At 46.9% G+C, this 20,245-nt stretch carries 15 protein-coding genes; all 15 read right to left on the minus strand.

Going from position 1 to position 20,245, the window contains the following annotated elements:
* Position 1 precedes the first annotated feature (1 nt).
* Positions 2-1,105, minus strand: coding sequence for a DgaE family pyridoxal phosphate-dependent ammonia lyase (locus BFJ94_RS11710; protein ID WP_120462837.1), 1,104 nt, complete (start codon positions 1,103-1,105; stop codon positions 2-4).
* A complete protein-coding gene (locus BFJ94_RS11715) occupies positions 1,071-2,264 on the minus strand; it encodes an amidohydrolase/deacetylase family metallohydrolase (RefSeq protein WP_120465203.1) in 1,194 nt (397 codons plus the stop codon). Before BFJ94_RS11715 ends, BFJ94_RS11710 begins: the two co-directional genes overlap by 35 nt.
* 734 nt (positions 2,265-2,998) lie before the next feature.
* The gene (locus tag BFJ94_RS11720) at positions 2,999-3,220 is read right to left on the minus strand and encodes a phage holin (protein ID WP_120462838.1); all 222 of its coding nucleotides are present in this window, start codon (positions 3,218-3,220) and stop codon (positions 2,999-3,001) included.
* Positions 3,221-3,224: 4 nt separating this feature from the next.
* Positions 3,225-4,130 (minus strand): glycoside hydrolase family 25 protein, encoded by a 906-nt coding sequence (locus tag BFJ94_RS11725; protein WP_120462839.1) that lies wholly within the window; start codon positions 4,128-4,130, stop codon positions 3,225-3,227.
* Positions 4,131-4,183: 53 nt separating this feature from the next.
* Positions 4,184-4,444 (minus strand): hemolysin XhlA family protein, encoded by a 261-nt coding sequence (locus tag BFJ94_RS11730; RefSeq protein WP_120462840.1) that lies wholly within the window; start codon positions 4,442-4,444, stop codon positions 4,184-4,186.
* Positions 4,445-4,847: 403 nt separating this feature from the next.
* On the minus strand, positions 4,848-8,213 hold the full coding sequence (locus BFJ94_RS25620; protein ID WP_205571022.1) for a phage tail protein: 3,366 nt from the start codon (positions 8,211-8,213) through the stop codon (positions 4,848-4,850).
* A gap of 119 nt (positions 8,214-8,332) precedes the next feature.
* Positions 8,333-13,735 (minus strand): phage tail protein, encoded by a 5,403-nt coding sequence (locus tag BFJ94_RS11740; protein ID WP_120462841.1) that lies wholly within the window; start codon positions 13,733-13,735, stop codon positions 8,333-8,335.
* Positions 13,735-14,022, minus strand: coding sequence for a ketopantoate hydroxymethyltransferase (locus BFJ94_RS11745; RefSeq protein ID WP_120462842.1), 288 nt, complete (start codon positions 14,020-14,022; stop codon positions 13,735-13,737). Before BFJ94_RS11745 ends, BFJ94_RS11740 begins: the two co-directional genes overlap by 1 nt.
* Positions 14,019-14,603 (minus strand): putative phage tail protein, encoded by a 585-nt coding sequence (locus BFJ94_RS11750; RefSeq protein WP_120462843.1) that lies wholly within the window; start codon positions 14,601-14,603, stop codon positions 14,019-14,021. The genes BFJ94_RS11745 and BFJ94_RS11750 overlap by 4 nt, the downstream gene beginning before the upstream one ends.
* Positions 14,596-15,675, minus strand: coding sequence for a baseplate J/gp47 family protein (locus BFJ94_RS11755; protein ID WP_120462844.1), 1,080 nt, complete (start codon positions 15,673-15,675; stop codon positions 14,596-14,598). The genes BFJ94_RS11750 and BFJ94_RS11755 overlap by 8 nt, the downstream gene beginning before the upstream one ends.
* A complete protein-coding gene (locus tag BFJ94_RS11760; protein WP_120462845.1) occupies positions 15,668-16,066 on the minus strand; it encodes a DUF2634 domain-containing protein in 399 nt (132 codons plus the stop codon). Before BFJ94_RS11760 ends, BFJ94_RS11755 begins: the two co-directional genes overlap by 8 nt.
* Entirely contained in the window at positions 16,063-16,404 is a 342-nt protein-coding gene (locus BFJ94_RS11765; protein WP_120462846.1) for a DUF2577 domain-containing protein, read from the minus strand. Before BFJ94_RS11765 ends, BFJ94_RS11760 begins: the two co-directional genes overlap by 4 nt.
* Positions 16,404-17,357, minus strand: a complete 954-nt coding sequence (locus tag BFJ94_RS11770) for an XkdQ/YqbQ family protein (RefSeq protein ID WP_120462847.1) — start codon at positions 17,355-17,357, stop codon at positions 16,404-16,406. Before BFJ94_RS11770 ends, BFJ94_RS11765 begins: the two co-directional genes overlap by 1 nt.
* 17 nt (positions 17,358-17,374) lie before the next feature.
* On the minus strand, positions 17,375-18,058 hold the full coding sequence (locus tag BFJ94_RS11775) for a LysM peptidoglycan-binding domain-containing protein (protein ID WP_120465204.1): 684 nt from the start codon (positions 18,056-18,058) through the stop codon (positions 17,375-17,377).
* Between the two features lies 1 nt (position 18,059).
* Entirely contained in the window at positions 18,060-20,168 is a 2,109-nt protein-coding gene (locus BFJ94_RS11780) for a tape measure protein (RefSeq protein WP_229717156.1), read from the minus strand.
* Positions 20,169-20,245: the final 77 nt, after the last annotated feature.

A 20,245-nucleotide genomic window follows, 5' to 3' on the forward strand; every position in this document is an offset into this window, starting at 1 on the left:
CTTATTTACCTCCTGCTAATTCACGGATTCTGGATTCAATAACGTGGATATCATCGCCTAACAGCGGGCGCGGATCGATATCGAAATAGCCTTGTCTTACCCCGTAATCCCGTGTATATACGGCAATGTCTCCATCCTTGAGACCTGCTACTACATCCTTGGCTGTTACGCCAGCTTGCTGCGGATCAATTTGTACTCTAGCCCGGAAAATAGCCCGTCCCGCCTCATCCTGCACGATTGTAACTTGGATTCCGGCTAGCTCGTTCAACGGCATTAACACTTGCAGGGCTTCTTTTTCCTGTTCACTATGGTCTTCCTTCACCATGTATTCATCCAGCGCCTGCAGCAGGCCGAAGGATGTCTCCTTCCCGACCTTCATGCTGCGGCCGATGCCTGACAATTGCACCTTCACCCATTCGATATAGGTACGTTTGCCAGCCACAATGCCTGAGGTCGGGCCTTCGATCGCTTTGGAGCCGCTATAAATGGCCAGATCAGAGCACTTCACGTATTTCTGCAGATCCTCCTCAGCAGCCGCATCCACAATAAGCGGAACTCCGTTGCGCTGTGCCACCGTCCACGCCTCTTCAACCGAGATCATGTTCTTCTGTACAGCATGATGTGATTTTACATATAAAATAGCTGCGGTCTTGTCGGAAATCGCGTCTTCGATATGCTCAGCGCGGCCTTCATTGGCATAGCCGACCTCAACCAGTTTGCCGCCGCCCAGATAGACCATCGTCTCCACCGGAGCGCCGTATTGTACATTGTGGCCTTTGAGAATAATGATCTCATTCTGATAGATCGCTTCCTGATGAAGCCGCTCGCTGGGGCGTCGCTTCCCCTTGGTGACGATCCCGGCGACAGAGAGCGCGATTCCGCTGGACGCCGAATTGACGACAACCGCCGCTTCCGAGCCTAAGATCCCGGCAATGTGGTCTCCGGCTTTATCGACCAGATCGGCGATTTCCACATAGCTCTGCCCACCCTGCTTCATAGCCTCCATCACGGTATCGCTCGGTGCGGATACGCCAAGAATGCTCATGCGCCCACTGGCATTGATGACACGCTTAAGGCCGTACTTCGCATTTAATGAATGTCCCATTCGTATACACTCCTTTGGCTTTGATGAGCTGATTCGTCGTCCGCTGCTCCCCTTCCGAATCGGTCAGTATGGCGGATTCCTGCTCCAGACTGAATAGCGTTAAGTTGGCCACATCTCCGGTGCGGATGCGTCCAAGATCTGGCCGACCCAGCCATTCGGCAGCATTCGTCGTAACAGCCGCGATGATCTGTTCGAGCGGATAGCCGAGCAGCAGAAATTTAGATAGCACATTGGCCATACTGTACACAGGGCCGTTCAACCGGTTGCCGCGGTATATGTCCGTGCTGATCGTATTCGGCGAAATGCCGTATTGCTTGGCCGCTTCAGCTACTTGGAAGGAGAAGCTGGCTGTCCCATGGCCCACATCCAGATGTACGCCCCGGGCTACCGCCTCCTGCAGTACCTGGAGCGGCTGTCCCTGCTCATCGAACAGTTTGTTCTTCTTGCCATTTAAATAGTGCGTAATAATATCTTTTCGCTCTAATAATGGAATTACCTCCGTAATGTCCGGAGGAGCTGAGCCGATATGCACCATTAACGGCAATTCCGTCTCGATCGATAATCTCCGCGCCGTCTGCAGCGGCTTGACGCCATTCCCGCCGACCACGCTGTTACTGATCCGCGCCTTCAGGCCGACGATTACATCGCTGAACGTATCGACAGAAGCGAGCACCTTGCCGCGGTCAATCCACTCGAGATTAGACAGCTCGTCGATTCTTTTGAGGCCGATCCGCGAAATGTTCAGGAACGCGAACAGGTTGGTCATCGCTTCCTGGCTGCTCCGGGCCAGATCCATGATCCGGTCCGCCCCGCAACTCCCGGCATCGACGATCGTCGTAACGCCCTGCTTCACGCCGATCTCATCAATCTCGTCCCCATAGGGATCAAACTCCGGGAAGGCATGCACATGCATGTCAATCCAGCCGCTGGAGACATAGCTCCCCTGACCGTCGTACACGGTGATGCCGTCTACGGATTGACTCTGACTGGGCGTTCCCAGTCTATCATCGGCCGTAGTAGTGTCGTTCTCCACTTGAGTCTGAGCGGGGATCCCCTGGCCTACCGGAGTGATCCCGATAATCCTGCCATCCTCAATCACGATGTCGATTTCCTCTCCATCCACGCGCTTGACGTTGTGAAGAATAAATCTATCATCCATCCCTTTCACCACACATTTCAATAGATAAGGTAGTTCAAAAAGTCCACCTTTGATCCCTTGGTAGGCTGGGACTGGACAATTTGAACCCCAACATAACATTATAATGTTTACGATAGCACGGAATCGGCGATTAGTAAATATAACGTTATAATGTTTATGGGGAGAAGGGAGAGGGTGAGTGCGAGGAAGGGAAGGACGGTGGGGGCGAAATTTCTAATGCAACTACAGAACGCTATTTGCCCAAAAACAACGATAAAATAATTTTAACGATACACCATATCCTTATTTCAGGGAAATCGGGCCTCAGGAGCACTTATGTAAACCAATAGCGATACCCCGTTTCGTTACAATTTCCATGGGGCTGTTTAGGCGCAAATAGCGATATGACGTTTCGTTAGAAAGTGGAGAGTTGAAGGCAACTGCCGTTCGAGTTAAAAATATACTGTCCTGACTGCGTCCGCTATAAACCAGACATAATAATAGAAAGAAAGCCTGGTTGATTACGTAAGAAGGGGGACATCATGTCATGCCTAAATCGAAGAATGGATTCCGTAGTTGGGGAAAAGCGGTATTGTGGATCTGTCTGTTCGGCATTTTGCTGGCTTGTTGCTATGTAATGTTGATGTTGGCGAAGTGAGGAATAAGATATCGCCCTTCGATCATCGGACCGAACGGGCGATATCTTGATGGTATATTCAATTCGTCCAGCCCTCTCTTAGTGTAAATAAAGCTTGTTAGAGATTATATCCGCCGCTGTTCGGCTTGGTCGGGTTCGAGATAATGCCCAGAGTAGCCAGAAGACCCAGAATGACATCCGTGATCATCAAGATTTCCTGCTTCATCACATCCGTTAAATCGAATAATCCAGTCAAATGTCCGATAAGCTGAATAAGGAGCAGTAATTGAGATATGATACTGACCCATAGCGCGTAGTTGCGCCATCTTTTCTTATTCATCGTATTAGCCTCCTTGCTCAATCTGCTTCAATTTTTCTTCCAGCTCGCTGATCCTCGCTGTGTTGCCTGCAATTAATTTAAGGAAATTTGCTCTTAATCTATTTATCACGATTGCTGTCTCTTCTCTCGTAATCGGCGCTCCCGGCCTGGTTCCATCGAAGTAGCCGTTCGCCTTGGCCTCCACCCAATCCTTAGCAGCCCAATTGCTGACTTGATTCACATCGCGTTCGCTCACTTCCGTCTCCTCCTTCTTGGATCCGTACTTCCTCCTCAGTTCAGCCACGGTGCCGTCGAATTCATTCAGATCTACCTGACCGTTAATCCCACCCACGATCCTCGATCCATTAGGTAATGTGCCTCCGTCTTTGCCATCGCTATATTGCCAGAATTCCCAGCGGGTCCAGCCAGAAGCATCCACGGGTGTCTGCGTGCTGTACCTTGCGATCCAGAGCGGGTATTGACTCAATCCGCTGAAGTTGCCAATGAAAGCCGGATAGGTGTAGAGGATCGGCCGGACTCCGGTTAATCGTTCTATCTCAGCTAGAAAAGCCTTGGCCACCGCATTAGTCCCCGCCGCGCTTAAGCTGCCGGACTTCGATTCGTAGTCCAGAACAGGGGGCAGGTCGAATTTTACTCCCTCCGATTGCATGGCGCTGAAGAATAACTGCGCTGCAATTCTCGCCTTAGCCTCTGTTACAATCGAATTGTCCAAATAGTGATATGCACCAACCAATAATCCCGCGGCTTTAGCGCCCCGAGCATTTTCTATGAATCTTTCATCTATGCGGTTCTGGGTCGCCTTAATAAAAGCGAATGAAATCCCGCTTGCCGCCACCTTCGCCCAATCAATCTTACCCTGCCAGTGAGAGACATCGATGCCTTGGGCATTGCCTTGTTTTCTCATTTGCATAGCTATCACTTCCTTTACTGTAAAATATGCTAGATACCGCTAGCGGCTTGTACTCACGCCCCACCCTGCAACTTAATTGCCGTTAAAATAACTCCGATGACAATCGTAATAATCGACGCCGCGATGGTGCGCCAGAGCCACTTCTGGGCATCTTCAATCTTGTCCAATCGGTGGTGGGCCGACCGCGCCGAGGATAGCGCCTCTACCGCCGTCTCATTCGCCGCAATCGCTCGATCCAGCTTATCGTCCATATTGTCCACCTTGGTTTCTACTCTCGTAATCCGCTGTAGCACCTCAGTTTGCACCCCGTCCATCCCCTTTCCCCCTTTCAAAAGAAATGCCCCCGGTATCCGAGGGCAAAAGAATAACCGCTTCCATTATGGTTTGCGGTTTCTTCTAGTTCTACTTCTTCATAATTTTCTGTGAGGTATTCGAGATCACACACCGATCTCCCCGCTGCTGTTCTTGTAAATAAATTGCCCTAAGCCAGCTAATTGAACGTTCGTAGCATCTTTAATTAGTCTAACTCGTATCAAACAATCAGGTGCATACCTTCTAAATTTACGGTCATGCCGGACAATGTAATGATTGATTGTATCGTCGCTTTGTCGAAATCCGCAAATTTTACAGCTTCGACGACGCCCTTTGATTTAAATATTATGATCATCTTCAACACCTTTCTTTTTAGGCGGTTAAACCCAAGGCCAGTTTGTGCTTTCACTGGTAGGCAAGCCAAGTGTATGTTCCCGGCGACATTACGGGCAGCAGGAAGTTACGTGCGCCCACAAAGGCGGGATCCCAATCTACGATAGCTTTACCTGATACGTTCCCGGTGTTAGTAATAGTTAAGCTCAGTATATCTAGCCCGCGACTAGCGAGGAGTCTCATATCGCGCCTGTACACGCTCACATAGCTGTTTCCCGATACGTCAGCGAACATGACTATGATGCTTGGCTGGAAATATAGACCCGTAGCCTCTTTGCCGTATGCATAGATAGACGGGCCGCCACCTAATGTGTCATCCTTGTGGAAGAAGTATTTCGAGTCACTTGACGCCACAGCTAGCGTTCCAGTGGCAAACTCTTTGCCCGTTTTGATCAAGGCAATCTTACTCGCCAGCTGCGGAAATGTGTCGCTGCCTGATGCTGATACCCCTTGGTCAGTAATGGCGGCGGCGACTAGGCTCTTCCCATTACTGACATTTATAAAAAGCTCGTTGAGAGCGGCGACCGTGTTGCTCTTATCGGTAGTCTTGAGATTTGCCAGATTACCTACTGCATTGTTAACGGTATCCAGTCGCGCAATGTCTGCCGACGCTGCTGGAGCGGCTACTTGCGCCCTTCCTGTACTGTCTCGCAGAACTAACCGGTTGGCAGTCACTGCGGATGTGGCTCCATGGGCCGTTGTAAGGTTAGCATGATCATCTACCGTACCCTTAATTGCAATGTCGTCGGCAGCGTTTGGCGCCGCTACCTTAGCTCTTCCCGCGCTGTCGCGCATCATAATCCGGCTAGCCGTTGCGGCATTAGTAGCTCCATGCACGGCTGTAGAATCAGTGTGTGATTTTAAAGTATTGTCAACATATGCCTTTGTCGAGGCATCAGATCCGTATACTGGGTCTGCTACTTGGGTTCTTCCGTTAGCTGACCTGGACATTAAGGAGTCGGGTATCGGTGCGTATGTAGCCCCGTGTACGCCTGTTGTTGCTGATGCGTGAGAATCTAAGTCTTTACGATTATTTTCGGTGTAGGCTTGAATGTACATGTCCGCAAAGTCCTGACGATCATTCTGAGCTTTTAGCTCGTCTGAACTACTAACAACATCGGATAACGTGGCGCTAATACCCGCTTTATAGCTTACGTCTAATAGCGTGACGTTGGCTAAATAGTTGTATTTGTCTAATGTTGAGTAGGTCACGTAGTAATCGGCGTTGGGTTCAATGGCTGCCTCATTAATAGATTTAGCGTTATCTGCTCCTAACTCCCACCAAGATGCATGTGAAGGTGCTCTAGTCAAGATTTGCCACGAATCATTGTCGAAGTCAGCTCCTTTATACACGGCTAATATCTTTGACACTCGTCTTGATAGCTTGGTAGTATCTGTGCCATTGATATAGTAGGCTTTTTCATTCGGGCTGTAGTGTAGGCACGCCTTCTCCCTCTGAATAATCCCAGTCTCGACCGTGAGCTGATTGCCGCCTGGATGAAGCAATATCCCCCCCTCAGTCTTGATCTGCTTGATCTCAGGCACGCCAAGTGCATAGTCAATAGTAGCCCATGCTGTCCAACCTGGTGCCTTATTCTTGGACACGTAGTCACCTGTATTTGTTGCAGGTGCTTTGCCATCTAAAATGGAAACCCAACTGTTGTAAATCGATCCATTATTCCCGTTAGCTTTCCATCCATTCATCAGAGCTTTTAGAGCAATCGCATTTGGTTGTAAAGCTGTCGTCCAACCTGCAATTGATCTATCAACGGTAACATAAGCTCTAGTAGAAATCTCCATCTGATCAGGTCTTGTCTTCACCACACCTACATTCCCCAACACCTTACCATCGTACCTAATTCCACGGGACTTACGAGCCTGCCATGGCGGATTACTATACACATCCGTCAAGAGTAGCGCAAAGGCATCGGTACTGTCTGCACCGTAATTCCACGGGAGAGACCCATCCAGCGCAAATCCCCGTTCAACACGCTTAACCAACGTAGCGCCTTGCAATCCCACTCGTACCTCGTCACGTACACCCTCAACCTCTGCAAGTTTCTCAGAGATGATAAGTTGTTGCGGCTTCGCGGGTTCAAACGGCGTGGCTTTATCTCCAAGTTCAAGTTTCCAGTTTTTGTAGGTAAATGTTCCGGCAGCCTTAGTAGTGAGTGAGACCATGAGTTGGACTACGCCCTCGGGGACAGTAAAAGTGTGCGGGACTGGATGATCACTGTATTTGAGTGCAACTAAGTTAGCTCCATTTTTGTCTTGCCCGGTGATGCTAGTAAAGCCAGTAGCCTCTATGTTAAATGTATACTTTTGTCCTTTTACTGTGGGTACATACATGTGGGTATGCTGATTTGGCCCGGTAGCATTAAGTGTCATTTCGTAAGGAGCTGTCAGCGTAGCCCTAGAGTTTAGAGCGTCTGGCTGACTAGGTAATAAGTTTTTGCTGGGATGAGATACAACAACACCATCTGCATGCTGCACACCGTCCACATGCGGAAGGTAGTCCCGTATGTTGGCTGCTGTAATGTCTACTCCTATACGGTTGTATAACTCTTCTGACACTTCATACAGACCAGCCCCATCCCATATCACTGCTCCTGTGCCGCCTACAGGCTCTTGGTTATATAGGTATAGCCCGATGTTGTCATAATCCTTGGTGGTCGCAAGCTTAACATATGCCACTCCGCTGCCGGTAGTTGTATTACCAGATGCAACAAGTTGCTGAGAGGCTGCCCTATCAAAAAAACTCAATCTAGCGTTTCCGGTTGCTATATTGGTGTAGTCAGCGATAAAAACGTACCACTTATTAGCTGTTAATTTAATAGGTTCGGCATGTGTGCCTTTATAAGCAGATGCTACACCTCTTTGCGGGTTAGAGTCAGTTACCAGAGCATTAATTCGCTGAGCTTTTAACCCGTATTTCACGTTTTCTGAGGTGATGGAATATTTACCAGAAGCCAAGCCACTCCACCAGATGGCCACTCCGCTATCACCATTAGGAACCTCAAAATTCCCATAACTCCCCAGCAAATTCACCAACGTATTACCATACACCCTAAACTCCGCCCCACTAGCCTGATCCACATCGATCACGGACGTACCAGGGCCTAAGGTAGTAGTGAGGTCCACGCGATCAAGCTTGCCATCGGTGTAGGCTTTGGCGTTGTCTTCGGCGGTTTTGACCGCCTTGGGGGTGGCGGCACGGTCCTCGGCGGTGCTGTTAGTGGCACTGAATAGTTGAACAATTCCTGGCTTGGTTAGGGATGCTGGCTTCGTATTTTGCTGCAGATTGTTAATCTCTTGGCCAAGGCTATTCATGTCTTCGGGCTTTACGGTGTCTGTTAATTTCCAATTTGTCTTTGCCATTAAGCACTTACCTCCTTCACTTGAATATTCTGTACAACAATAGCGCTACTCTCGCTACCCATTTTCTTTGAATGCTGCAGTATTATCCATTGATCAAAAATTATATTTCGTACGTAAACCTATAATCCAAATGCATACCAGTTACGAATATATAAACTTTCATAATAAGATTGGCTAATATTTGAACGCAAACTAACAGTGAATCCATTAGGCGACCAAGTAATGGAAGTAGATACTCTTAAGTTAGAAGTTCCATCCCTACCTGTGGTAGTAGATGAATAAAGTTCGGGGGACCTATTAACTCCTTTAATAAAACACGCATCCCCCGAAACATTCATATACTTACTATCCCAACCGCTATCATAATATTCGAAACCACCGCCATAATTAATCATGACTACTATTGGACTAAAATCTAAGTTATTAATTTCTATAGACTTACCCTCTGTATTTCCAGAGGCCTGCTTGATACTGATCTGCCCAATTTTTTGAGCTAGTATCGAGTTTGAATCAGCCGCACTAGCTGCCACACCTTTCGCAACAATTGCTGATATAATAGCATTACGATCTGCTGTAGTTAATCGTTCTAATAATCCAGTAATCCCAAAGATACTTACGTCCTTGGGAAGATTACCAGCCACTAGATTAGGATCGCCTTTTACATACCCGTTGCCATTATGGTATCCCGATGCAATAATTTGATTAGCTGTATTGGGTGTAATTATTTTGGCACCTTGATTGGGCATCGTACCAGTTAATCCATTTTTACCGGCATTGCTAAATGTTTTTCCAGCTAATACATCCCCGGCCGTAACATTGCCAGTTGCTTTTATTACTTTAGCCATCTTACTAATTAATTCATCCCAACTGTCTTTCGTGGACGCTGTCACTCCCAAGGCAATGAGGGCGTCCACTACTTCTCGTTTACGCTCATTGCCAATTGTAAAAGTTTCATTGATCGCAGCAACTAAGCTTGTCTTATTCGTTGTCTGCAAATCAGTTAGGGTACCTATATCCTTACGGTTATTCTCTGTATATGCTTGAATATATGTGTCCGCAAAGTCTTGACGGTCGTTCTGAGCTTTTAATTCTACTACATCATCAACAACATTAGTTAAAGTAGCGCTTAATCCAGACTTGTATTGAATAATCATATAGAGCGGATTAGTTGAATACTGTTCTCTGTCTTTGGGTAAATAAGTGATATAGTAGTTGGCATTAGGATCTACCTTTTCTGCCGGGGCTTGAGCGTACTGAGTACCGTTATTACTACCAGAATTCATTACAATCCAAGAATGATCAGGCTTGTCATCTTTATATACAGTTAAGATTCTTCCAGGCCTTCTAGTTGGTTGTGTACCTTGTGTTTGGCTATTAATAAAGTACATAGCTTTATTTGCGCTGATTTGAATTTTAACTTTCTCTCGCTGCACCACACCAGATTCTATTTCCATCTGGTTGTTTTCTGGGCTTAAAGATATGCTCCCTTCAGTCTTAATTGGCTCAATTTCTGGTACAGACAACACATAATTTATAGTAGCCCAGCTATCCCATCCCGGTGCCTTATTTGCTGATACATAGGCTTCTGTATTGCTTGCGGGTGCTTTTCCATTTAGGATGGATACCCAACTATTGTACACAGATCCATTGTTTCCGTTGGCCTTCCAGCCATTGGCTAAGGCTTTGATCGCATTTGCCCCTGGTTTAAGAGAACTATTCCATCCAGAATCCATATTATTTACTGACATTGCAAGGCCGTTTGAGCCCGTGCTGATCTGATCTCCTGCAGAAAACTTAACTAAACTCATAGATGTAAGCCGTTTTCCGTCATAACGAACACCAGATAGCTCTGTAGTGTTTGGTTTAGCTCCGGGTAGTTTGGTAAGAGGTATATAAAGTTGTCGATAGGTTTTTCCAGTGTCGTCCCCGTTGAGCTGAGTTGGATATGTTCCATCGATGTGTACACCAGTAACTACACGACGGATAAGGGTAGATTCTGTTTGGCCTACTCGTACTTCATCTTTTATTCCTTCTACCTCAGCAAGTATCTTCGGGATAATAAGTTGTTGTGGTCCAGCTATTTCAAAGTCAGTAGCCCTGTCTCCTAGTTCTAATTGCCAGTTTTTAAAGGTAAATGTCCCCGCTACAGAACTTCCAAAGGCCAGACTAAGTCTCGTACAATTAGGCGGAGTCGTGAAAGTTGTGACATATCTTCCAGACCCCGAGTTCAGTTCACCCAGGTATTGGTTAGTTCCATCTGCAAATAAGTTACGGTAGCCTAAATATGCTTGTCCAGCAGAAGCTTCCATACTCGCTTTCAATGTGTAGAGGGTGTTAGGTTTGACATTAACGGTGACGAGGCTGGCTTGATATTTCTCTGTCGCGTTAAGCAATAATTCGTAGGGAGTCGTTACCTTTGCATTAGCATGTATTGTATCTGGTTGACCAGGCAACAAGTTTTTACTTCGTTTGGTGACTACCACTCCATCTACATATTGCATATCGTCTACATGCGGAACATATTCTCTAATGTTAGTTTCATTAATATCCACACCTATTCGCTTATAAAGCTCTTCAGATAGCTCGTAAATACCTACTCCATCCCATTGAACCCATCCTACAATCCCTTTAGATACACTGTTATAAATAAGAACTCGAAGATCATTTGTGTCGGTGGATGGAGAGTATTTTATAAAATGAACCTTGCTTGAATTAGACTGTGATGTCTCCGCTACGTAGTTACTAGCAGTCGTTCCGTCTCGATATACAGCCATTTTTGCTACGCCTGTACCATCTGTAACTGCATCAGCAATAATTACATATTTTTTTCCAGCTACTACGGATAATCCTGATTGCATAGCATAACGAGTTGATCCAGTGTCATCTGCACTAGACGTAATTCGTTGCGATTTCACACCGTACAAAGCATTAGTACTTACGAGAGTAAATACTCCAGCCTGTGACTTAGTCCAACTATCAGCCAAGCCATCATTATTACTATCCACCTCAAAGCTACCATTTTTCACCTGGTTAAACTCTGTTCTCCCATGAATAACAAAGTTAGTCATACTAGGCTGATCAGTTGAAACTATAGTTACTCTTGGTAATAAAGGTTGGCTAATATCCGTTCGATCAATCTTTTCACTGATTAAAGACTCCAAATCCCGCCGCGTATCTTCAGCATGAGCTTGGATGTAATCATCCGCGAAGTCTTGGCGATCGTTCTGAGCTTTTAGTTCCGATATATTGCTAACTGCATCAGAGAGTGCGGCATTAATGCCCGCTTTATAACTTACGTCTAGCTGATTGACGTTGGCGGTGTAGTCGTATTTGTCTGCAGTAATATAAGTTACATAGTAGTTTTTGCTAAGGTCTACGTTTTCAGGTACTGCTTCCGCCCATGAATTATTATTAGTGTTATTTACGAGAATAGACCAACTACGATTATCGAAGAATGACTCCTTGTAAATACTCAATATCCTTCTTGGTCTGCGGGACAACTGTGTTCCTGGAGTATTGCTGTTAATATAATACTTGTTGGTTCCGGTGCTGAAATGCAGTACGGCTTTTTCTCTTTGTATAAAGCCTGTCTCGACTGTTAGCTGATTTCCCCCCGAATGAAGTGATATAGTCCCCTCAGTCTTAATAGGCTTGATCTCCGGTATGGCAAGCGCATAGTCCATGGTAGCCCATGCAGTCCAACCATGAGCTTTGTTCGCGGCTACATAAGATTCAGTGTTGGTCACCGGGGGCTTACCGTCTATGATGGATACCCAGCTAGTATATTTTGTGCCATCGTTATTAGTGGCCTTCCAACCGTTCATTAGTGCTTTGATTGCGTTTGGAGTTGGATTCAAAGTTTGTATCCAACCTGATTCAGAATTTGCGACCGTAATACCAGCTTGACTGGTAGCTGTATAACAATTGATCAAGTCAGCTTCGTAATAATCAACACCAAGTAATTTTCCAGTTGACTTAAGTGCTTTACCAGTGTACTTAGTTCCTCTAGCGATATTAGGTATCCTATTGTCTATAGGTGTACTAATTCTCATAAAACCTGAATAGTGAGTTAGGTTATCACCGGAACTTGTCCACTCTCTACTACCATCCAGCTTAACATCTCTTTCAACATGCCTAATCAACTCCGCTTTATCTAGCCTGATCCTTACCTCGTCACGATAACCACCAACCTCCGCGAGTACCTCCGGGATAATGAGGTGCTGCGGCTTCGCTGGCTCAGAGTCTGTCGCTTTATCTCCTAGTTCTAATTGCCAGTTTTTAAGGACGAATGTTCCCGCACCTTTGGAGTAAAACACGATTCGAATAAACGCCGTGCCCGCCACGGTTGTAAAAGCAAGACTCCCGTTTGTAGTATTAGGGGAGTTTAACAGCCTCAAGTCCCGGTCATACTGCTGCAATGTGCAAAATATGGTTACGCCATTTGTCCCTGACTGCTCTGCTGTGTACACGTACTTAGTGAGCGGAAGAGCAGGGATATAGCCAAGGTATGAAAACTGGTCAGTCACTGTAGCATTAAGGGTTAATTCATATGGCGCTGTCATCCGGGCGTTAACGTGTAGCGTTGAAAATTCACTAGGCAACAAGTTTTTACTAGGATGATAGACAGACGCTCCCTGCACATGCTGCACACCATCCACATGCGGCAGGTAGTCTCGGATGTTGTCCGCTGTGATGTCTACGCCTATACGGTTGTATAGCTCTTCAGAGACTTCGTAAAGCCCCACGCCGTCGTATTGCGTCCACCCGACCACGCCCGTATCTATAGAATTGTACACCAAAATGCTTAATTCGATAGCGTCACTAGGTACGACAAACTTAGCAAACAGCACCGTATCTACGCTGGAATACGACGAAGAGATTATATGGTTAACGGCTTCTTCGTTATTTTTAAATACACGTATCCAAGCGCGACCGCCATCAACAGCAGCGTCAGCTATCATTACATGATACGATCCGCTTTTTGGTGCTGTAATCCTTCTATATACGTACCTATATGGAGTTGTATCACTCTCTGCTGACGTGATACGTTGGGCTTTTAGTCCGTGTTTGACTCCGGAAGTCTCCAAAGAACAGGTACCTCGTGTTCCGCCTGATGGCTTAGACCACCCATCCGCCACTCCATCCCCATTACTATCAATCTCAAAATTCCCATAACTCCCAAGCAAGTTCACCAACGTATTACCATACACCCTAAACTCCGCCCCACTAGCCTGATCCACATTGATCACGGACGTGCCAGGCCCCAATGTTGTAGTTAGATCCACACGATCAAGTTTGCCATCGGTGTAAGCTTTGGCGTTGTCTTCGGCGGTTTTGACCGCCTTCGGTGTGGCGGCGCGGTCCTCGGCGGTGCTGTTGGTGGCGCTGGATAGTTGGACAATACCTGGCTTGGTTAGGGATGCCAGCTTCGTATTTTGCTGCAGATCGTTAATCTCTTGGCCAAGGCTGTTCATGTCTTCGGGCTTTACGGTGTCTGTATATTTCCAATTTGTCTTTGCCATTAGGCGCTTACCTCCTTCACTCGGATATTCTGTAGAAGCAATGTGTCGCTGGTGATAGGAATATAGACATTATTCGTGCTTATGACATTGTTGCTGCTGTCTTTCAGCTCAATTTTATTAATGGTTGACACCAGGGTGGCGGGGACGATGTACTGCATTTCGATCGTTGATTTATTTACTCTTTTCAGAGTGAAGCTAGTTATTTCCTCTTTGCCATTCAAGACTACCTTGGCTATCTTTCCATTTGTATAATTGGCTATTTCCGTTAAAAAAGAACTAATCATCATTTCACGACCACCTCCGCACCCAGATCAGCAAATGCCTTACTTCCCAATTGCCAGCCCCCGTCCAATTTGTAATTCCAGGTTATCGTTTTCCTGGAGATGTGCTCACTGAATAAGAGTTCATCCTCCAGGCTTGTCTTCTGCTGATAGACTATATTTACAGGCTTTATGACCCTTATCGTATGTTCAACCTCTTTAAAGACTGCGGCATTCTCCATACTCGTAGTCACTGTTAACATAAATTTCTGCGGATCCACACTAACGATGACCAGCCCCGCCCCCACCAGAAAATCCAGCCGCTGCTGCAAGTATCGCACCGTGAACGGCGGTTTGGTCGAGTAGCGGTTGATCAGCCGCTTGCGACGGAAGTCCAAGGTCTCGGCCTGTGGATCGGCCTGGATGCCGAGCATTTTCTCGCGCCGCTTGATCGCCTGCTCCGAGGCCGTCAGCACGAACTGATCCTGCAGCAGCCGCTCCATCGCCTGTTCAACGCTCATCAGTTCCCGAGCCTCCGTCTCTGCCAGCTCGCGAAAATCGAGAATATCATGATAATATTCCGGCAAGTATTCAAGCAGCCTATTCATTCAGCTTCACCTTCCCTAGCTGTGGAATCTGCTCCTCTGTAAGTTGAATATTGCCAGCCTTGCCATTAAGCAGCGTTTGGCTAACATCAACTACACTGGCTACCGTTAATATACGGGCGTCCACTTGAGCGACACGTACAGCCAGAGCCGATTCATTGGCCCAATTTTGCCTGAGCTGTGCAAAATAAGACTGCAGCGCCTCCTCCACATCATTCTGAACCTGCCCGATTGTAGTATCATTTGCGAGCATAAGCGTGGCCGTTACGTCAATCACGACGGCTTCCGCGCCGGCAACGGTCACCGTATGCCCGATCGGAGCAAACCCAATCCCCTCACCATGATTCGTCTCCGGATCCAGGACCGTCTGAACTTCTTCCATTAAAGCCTTGGATGGAGGCGTATACTGCGATGAGATCATCGTCGCCTTCACCGTCCCGCCGCCCTTCCAGACCGGGAATATTTTCACCCCGCCAACTCCGTCCATCGCATTGATCTTCTGCTTGTAATCCGCAACATTTCCGCCAAAAGGCTGCTCATTGACGATCTCCAGATACCTCCGTCGCAAGGCTTCATCACTCTCCGCATCTTCCCCGGGAACGAGCACCTCTGCCAGTTCAGCCCGAGCAAGACCGTCGATATATTCGATCGGCAGCAGCGTCCCGAACTCCTGATTACCAGCGGTTCCCGCCGTCTCGCATTCGAGAATCCATTCCCCGGTCTTGATTTTGCTGATCGCGGTATAGTCGAGATCACGGATCGAGAATCGGCTTCCAGCCGGAACATCTGTCGGAACTTGCCCGGATGCGAAGAACAGGCCTTTCCGCCTGGCTTTGGTCGCCGGTTCCCGTTCGATCCCGAACTCCAGCGTCCGCCTCTCCAGATACTCTCCCGTAGCCGTATCCGCAAAAGACAGATTGCTGTTCACATCCAGTTCCACATACATCTGGGCCAGTTCAGCCGCCGCAGGAGCCAATGCGTCATAAATGATGCTTCCCTCCCGCTTATCGATCTGCTCCGGCACCCGTCCCAGCATCCGCCGCAGAATCGCTTCATACGTCTGATGCTCATACATTTGCATTCACCTCCATCCGAAAATCGCCATAAAGCGAGTGAACCAGGAACGAAGCCACGGCTTGATCCTCTTGAATATCTACTTGAAATTCCGTAATCTCGGAAATTCGGTCATCCTGCAGAAGCGCTTCGGATACCCGTCTGTTCAGCTCCGCTCTCACATAACCACTATTCCTGCCAATCAAGCTATGTCCCTCAAATCCGTAATTATTGCTATAAATCAGATGAGCGAACCGCTCTGTTTGCAGGATTTTATAGACAGCTTGTCTTACAGCATCCAGTCCATCTGTCATACCAGCCATTCGGTTATTCTGAAAATCCAGCCTGTAGGTCCGGCTCGTCTCTTGAACCTTCTCCAGCTCAGGAGTTAAGTTGCCTCCAATCGGTATCATGACTTCACCACCCGATCCCATACGACATATTTCTGTCCACCTTGAACACGTAGCAGCAGCACCGAGTCTCCCACTTTCAGACCTTTTCGGATAACCACTTTCTCCAATAACGCTTCTTTGGTGGGGGCTTCACTCGTATCGTGCTTATGCTTCAGGTCAATTTCATATTTCTGCAGACTTTCCGTCACCACCAAAAAATCCTCTTCGAGCGTGAATCGTTGATCGACATTCACCTCAAGAGGATTTACTTTTACTACGGTCCCGAACATCACCGCCACCGGATTACCGGCGCCCACGGCTTCACTGCCGAGCTTTCTTATTTTATCTCCAAGTGCCATTAAATCACCTTCAAATCCAAGCTAATCGTATAATCTCCCCCGCTGAAGCGATGCGAGCACTCGTCGACCAAGTAGTATTGATCGATGCCCAAATCGGTAATTTTCACGTTAATATAGGACCCAGCCCTGACGGACGGATGCCCAAGAGCCTCGAGCTTGAGCTTCTTCGTCTCCCGGTTCTTGATTTGCTGCAGCTGGTCAAGCAGTTTATTGATCTGGGCCTCATTCATATTGTCATCGACCTTCTCGAAATACTGCAGTCGTCCCCACTTGGCGATATTCGCGCTGTCCTCTGCGGTGTATACATCGCGATGCCCCGTCTCTTTATTGTCCTGCACCAGCTTGAAGCGGTTATACGTCTCATTATCGATACTCTTCTCAAAAGAATACCCAAACATATAAGCTTCATCACCAAGCACCAGCTTGAGCCGCATATCCTTAGCATCACGCACCGCCAGCGCCCCGAATTCATCAAAAAAATTATAGATTTTGCCCGTATTAACCACGGTGTGATCGAATGCTTTACAAATCATATCAAGCAGCTTCTGATTATCCTCCACCATCGAGGGAATGCGGTACTTCGTATCGACGACATGCCCCCATTTCAGGCCCGAATCATCCGCAATGCGCTTGACGATGGCTGCGGCCGTCATATTCTTGAACACATAGGTCTCATTCGTGGACAAATATCGAATCTGGTCATAGCATTTGACCTTAATCTGCTCCTCTTGATCGCTTCCAATAGTAAAAACATAACCGTAAAAAATCGGTGCATCATCCCACTTTACTCTCACGATATCCCCATTGTTAATCTTGATATGATCAGCTGCAATAAAGGAAAAATCAAAGCTGCCCGGCTTGCCGATCCGAGAGGTTTTCCAGGTTGCGTCCGTGACCAGCTCGGATAGATCCCATATAGAGCCTTCCTTATTATCCAGCAGCAGCTCCAGCATCCGGTTGTCCTCCCTTCTTACGGCAGCTTAATGATTTTGCCGATCGGTAATTTCCTTAACTCACTGTCCTTAATGCCATTCAGCTTCTGAATCTGCTTATACTTGGAGCCATCACCCAGGAACTTCTTGGCTACCTTCCATAACGAATCCCCGGCCACCAATTTATAGGTCTTGGGCTGAACTCTTGTATCCGGGCGAGTCTTTGATTCGGTGCCGCTCTTTTTATCCGTTTTAGCTCCGGTCTTGGAATCATCTAGGATCTCCGTCTTAATAGCCGTATAGAAGCGATATTCCTTAAAAGAGATTTGATACTTAATATCACCAACCGCTCCACTGCTTTCCGACCAGGAGAACTTCTCCACACTGACATCCATGAATATATCTATAGAACCTCCAGTGAAGACCAGACGCATCGGCTGCTTGGAACGCGACCATTTCTGGATCCTCTCCACATAATGCTCCGGTTCGAACAACCTCTCTTCCGCTACACTCGCCCCCGGGAACCAACTCGCTGGAAATATACCCTCAAAAGACAGCTCAGCAAGCTTCACGTTCCTGAGCACGTTGATCTCACCGAGCTTCGATATGTCATAAGTTTTATGATTACCGGATTCGGAAACCTCGATCTTGGCCGGTAGCACCGGAAACTCAATCGCTTCCTTCTCGTTATTGTAAGAGAGCGTCAAAGAATAGTTACTCATCTTATCCATACACCCCCGCAGCGGAAGCAGCGATTTCCTCTTCCAGAGTCTGTTCTATACGAGCCACGATCGTATCGATATCCGCTCCATTGTTCACTGGGCCTGTCGTTACCTGAACCGTCGGCGTTAGAGAGACGAAGTTCTGAATCGACTTCATTTCGGCCAGCTCCCGCATCATTTTCAAATCTTCACTGCTAATGTCTACCGAATTCTCGATCTGCCCTACTTTATCGACTTTTCCAACATTGGGGATGGAGTTTAGTCCGGGGATCATAGAAGAAGCAGCGCCTGGAATCTGAGAAGCTGGTTTATAAGGACTAGATGAAATATCTAAGCCATCCGTCGGATTTTTGAACTTATCAGTGAGAGAGTTCTTAAATTTATTTGCCCCATCCATCATTTTTCTTGTACCGTTAATTCCGATACTTTTGCCCTTATCATAATTTTCACCTACATCTTTATACGCAATATGACCGAAATCAACCTCCGTTTTTACAGGCTCTTCCAGCGAATTTCTTATGCTGTTCACTTTATCGCTAAGGGCATGGATATTATTCTCGTCAAACAACTCAGCCGTTTTAAAACTTGTCCCGAATATGTTATTCACACCATCAACGAACCAATTGAAGCCTTTCAAGGCTCCGTTGATAGCTGATAAAATTGTCGTCATAAAGCCACCAGCAAACTCTTCAACAGACAGTAACATATTATAGAAATGGTCAATGAAGAATATGGCCAAATCATAGATCAGCTTCTTGACGTAATAAATAGCTTCAAAGAATAAATTTACTGTAGACTCAGCAAATTGAACAACCGCATTGATAATTCCTACAATGATATTGTAAACAATCGCATACAATGCGAAAAAAGCGCCTACGACTGCCCCGATCACTTCCTCTGCAGAAATTCCAAAATGGATCATAGCAGCAACAAGGAGACCGATTATAGCAGCTACTAGAAGAATCTGCCAATTTGCCATCATCCAAGCCCCTACTGCGGTCAGGATCGGAGAAACCATCCCCCAGAGCTGTACAATTAACAATGGAATCAGCGCAGCTAATGTAGTCAATGTCTGTTCCATGATAGGCCAATGGGTCTGAGCCACTTGTCCCAACCAGATTGCACCGTCAATCAGCATATTGATTAGCCCCATAACCACACTTAGCCCTGTTTCTAACCCGCTGAAGAAAGAGCTTACTCCCGGGCTATTCAACAGTTCACTCAGTTTCTGGATAATAGGATCCAGACCGCGGATTGCCGTGTTTTTGATGCTATTGAAATGATCACCGAATGTCTGCGGAAACTCAGAGAACTTCTCATTGATCTGATCAGATGCCGCGAACATTGCGTTTTTAATAACATCGGAGGATAGTACACCGCTGGATGACAGATTGACCAGTTCCTCCCGCGACTTTCCGGTATAATCGGATACCGCCTGTGCTAGCATAGGGGCATACTCCACCATCGAGCTGAAGTCGCCACCGCTGAAACTTCCCGCAGCCATCATTTTCGTAAGGTTGTTCATGCCGGACTTCTGATCGCCTCCGCCCATACGTATGGACTGCTGCGCTAATTCATGAAAGGCTATCATTTCATCATTATTATTGAATGCATCTGGAGCCATTTGACCGAGCTGACTGACCTCCGCCGCCGCTTCCATGTAATTTCCCCGTGAGCGCTGGGCCGAAGCAAATACTTTATCCTGCAACTTCTGCGTCGTCTGAAGATGATCATTAATCATATCAAGGCGAGCGAATGTATTTACATAAGCATCACTAAAATCCATCGCTGAACTTATACTTTTTACAGCAGCTTTCGCTATTTTGAATGCCTTGACTATATCTTCAAGATTCTTTTTAGTTTTCTCACCTAATTTGTCTTGCGCTTTGGCGCTAGCCTCGATATTCTCCTTAAACTCATCCTCCACTGGAATAATTTCTGCGTCAATGATGATTGGCGGTTTTTCCAGCCTTGAGGTAAGAGCCTCGCCCGGATTTATCACTGTCACTTCAGGTTCATAAACTACAGGCAGCGAAAAAGGGCTCGGAGCATCAAATACCGGCTTGCGCATGTTAGCAGCAGAGTCGAATAGAGCAAGGGCATTCGTCATCGTCGCCAATGGAATTCTACCTCCCTTCCAAAATAGTAAAAGCACCCTCCTAAGAGAGTGCTTAGATCCAATAAACT

The sequence above is a fragment of the Paenibacillus aceti genome (assembly GCF_003614185.1).
In the GTDB taxonomy this organism is placed as follows: domain Bacteria; phylum Bacillota; class Bacilli; order Paenibacillales; family Paenibacillaceae; genus Fontibacillus; species Fontibacillus aceti.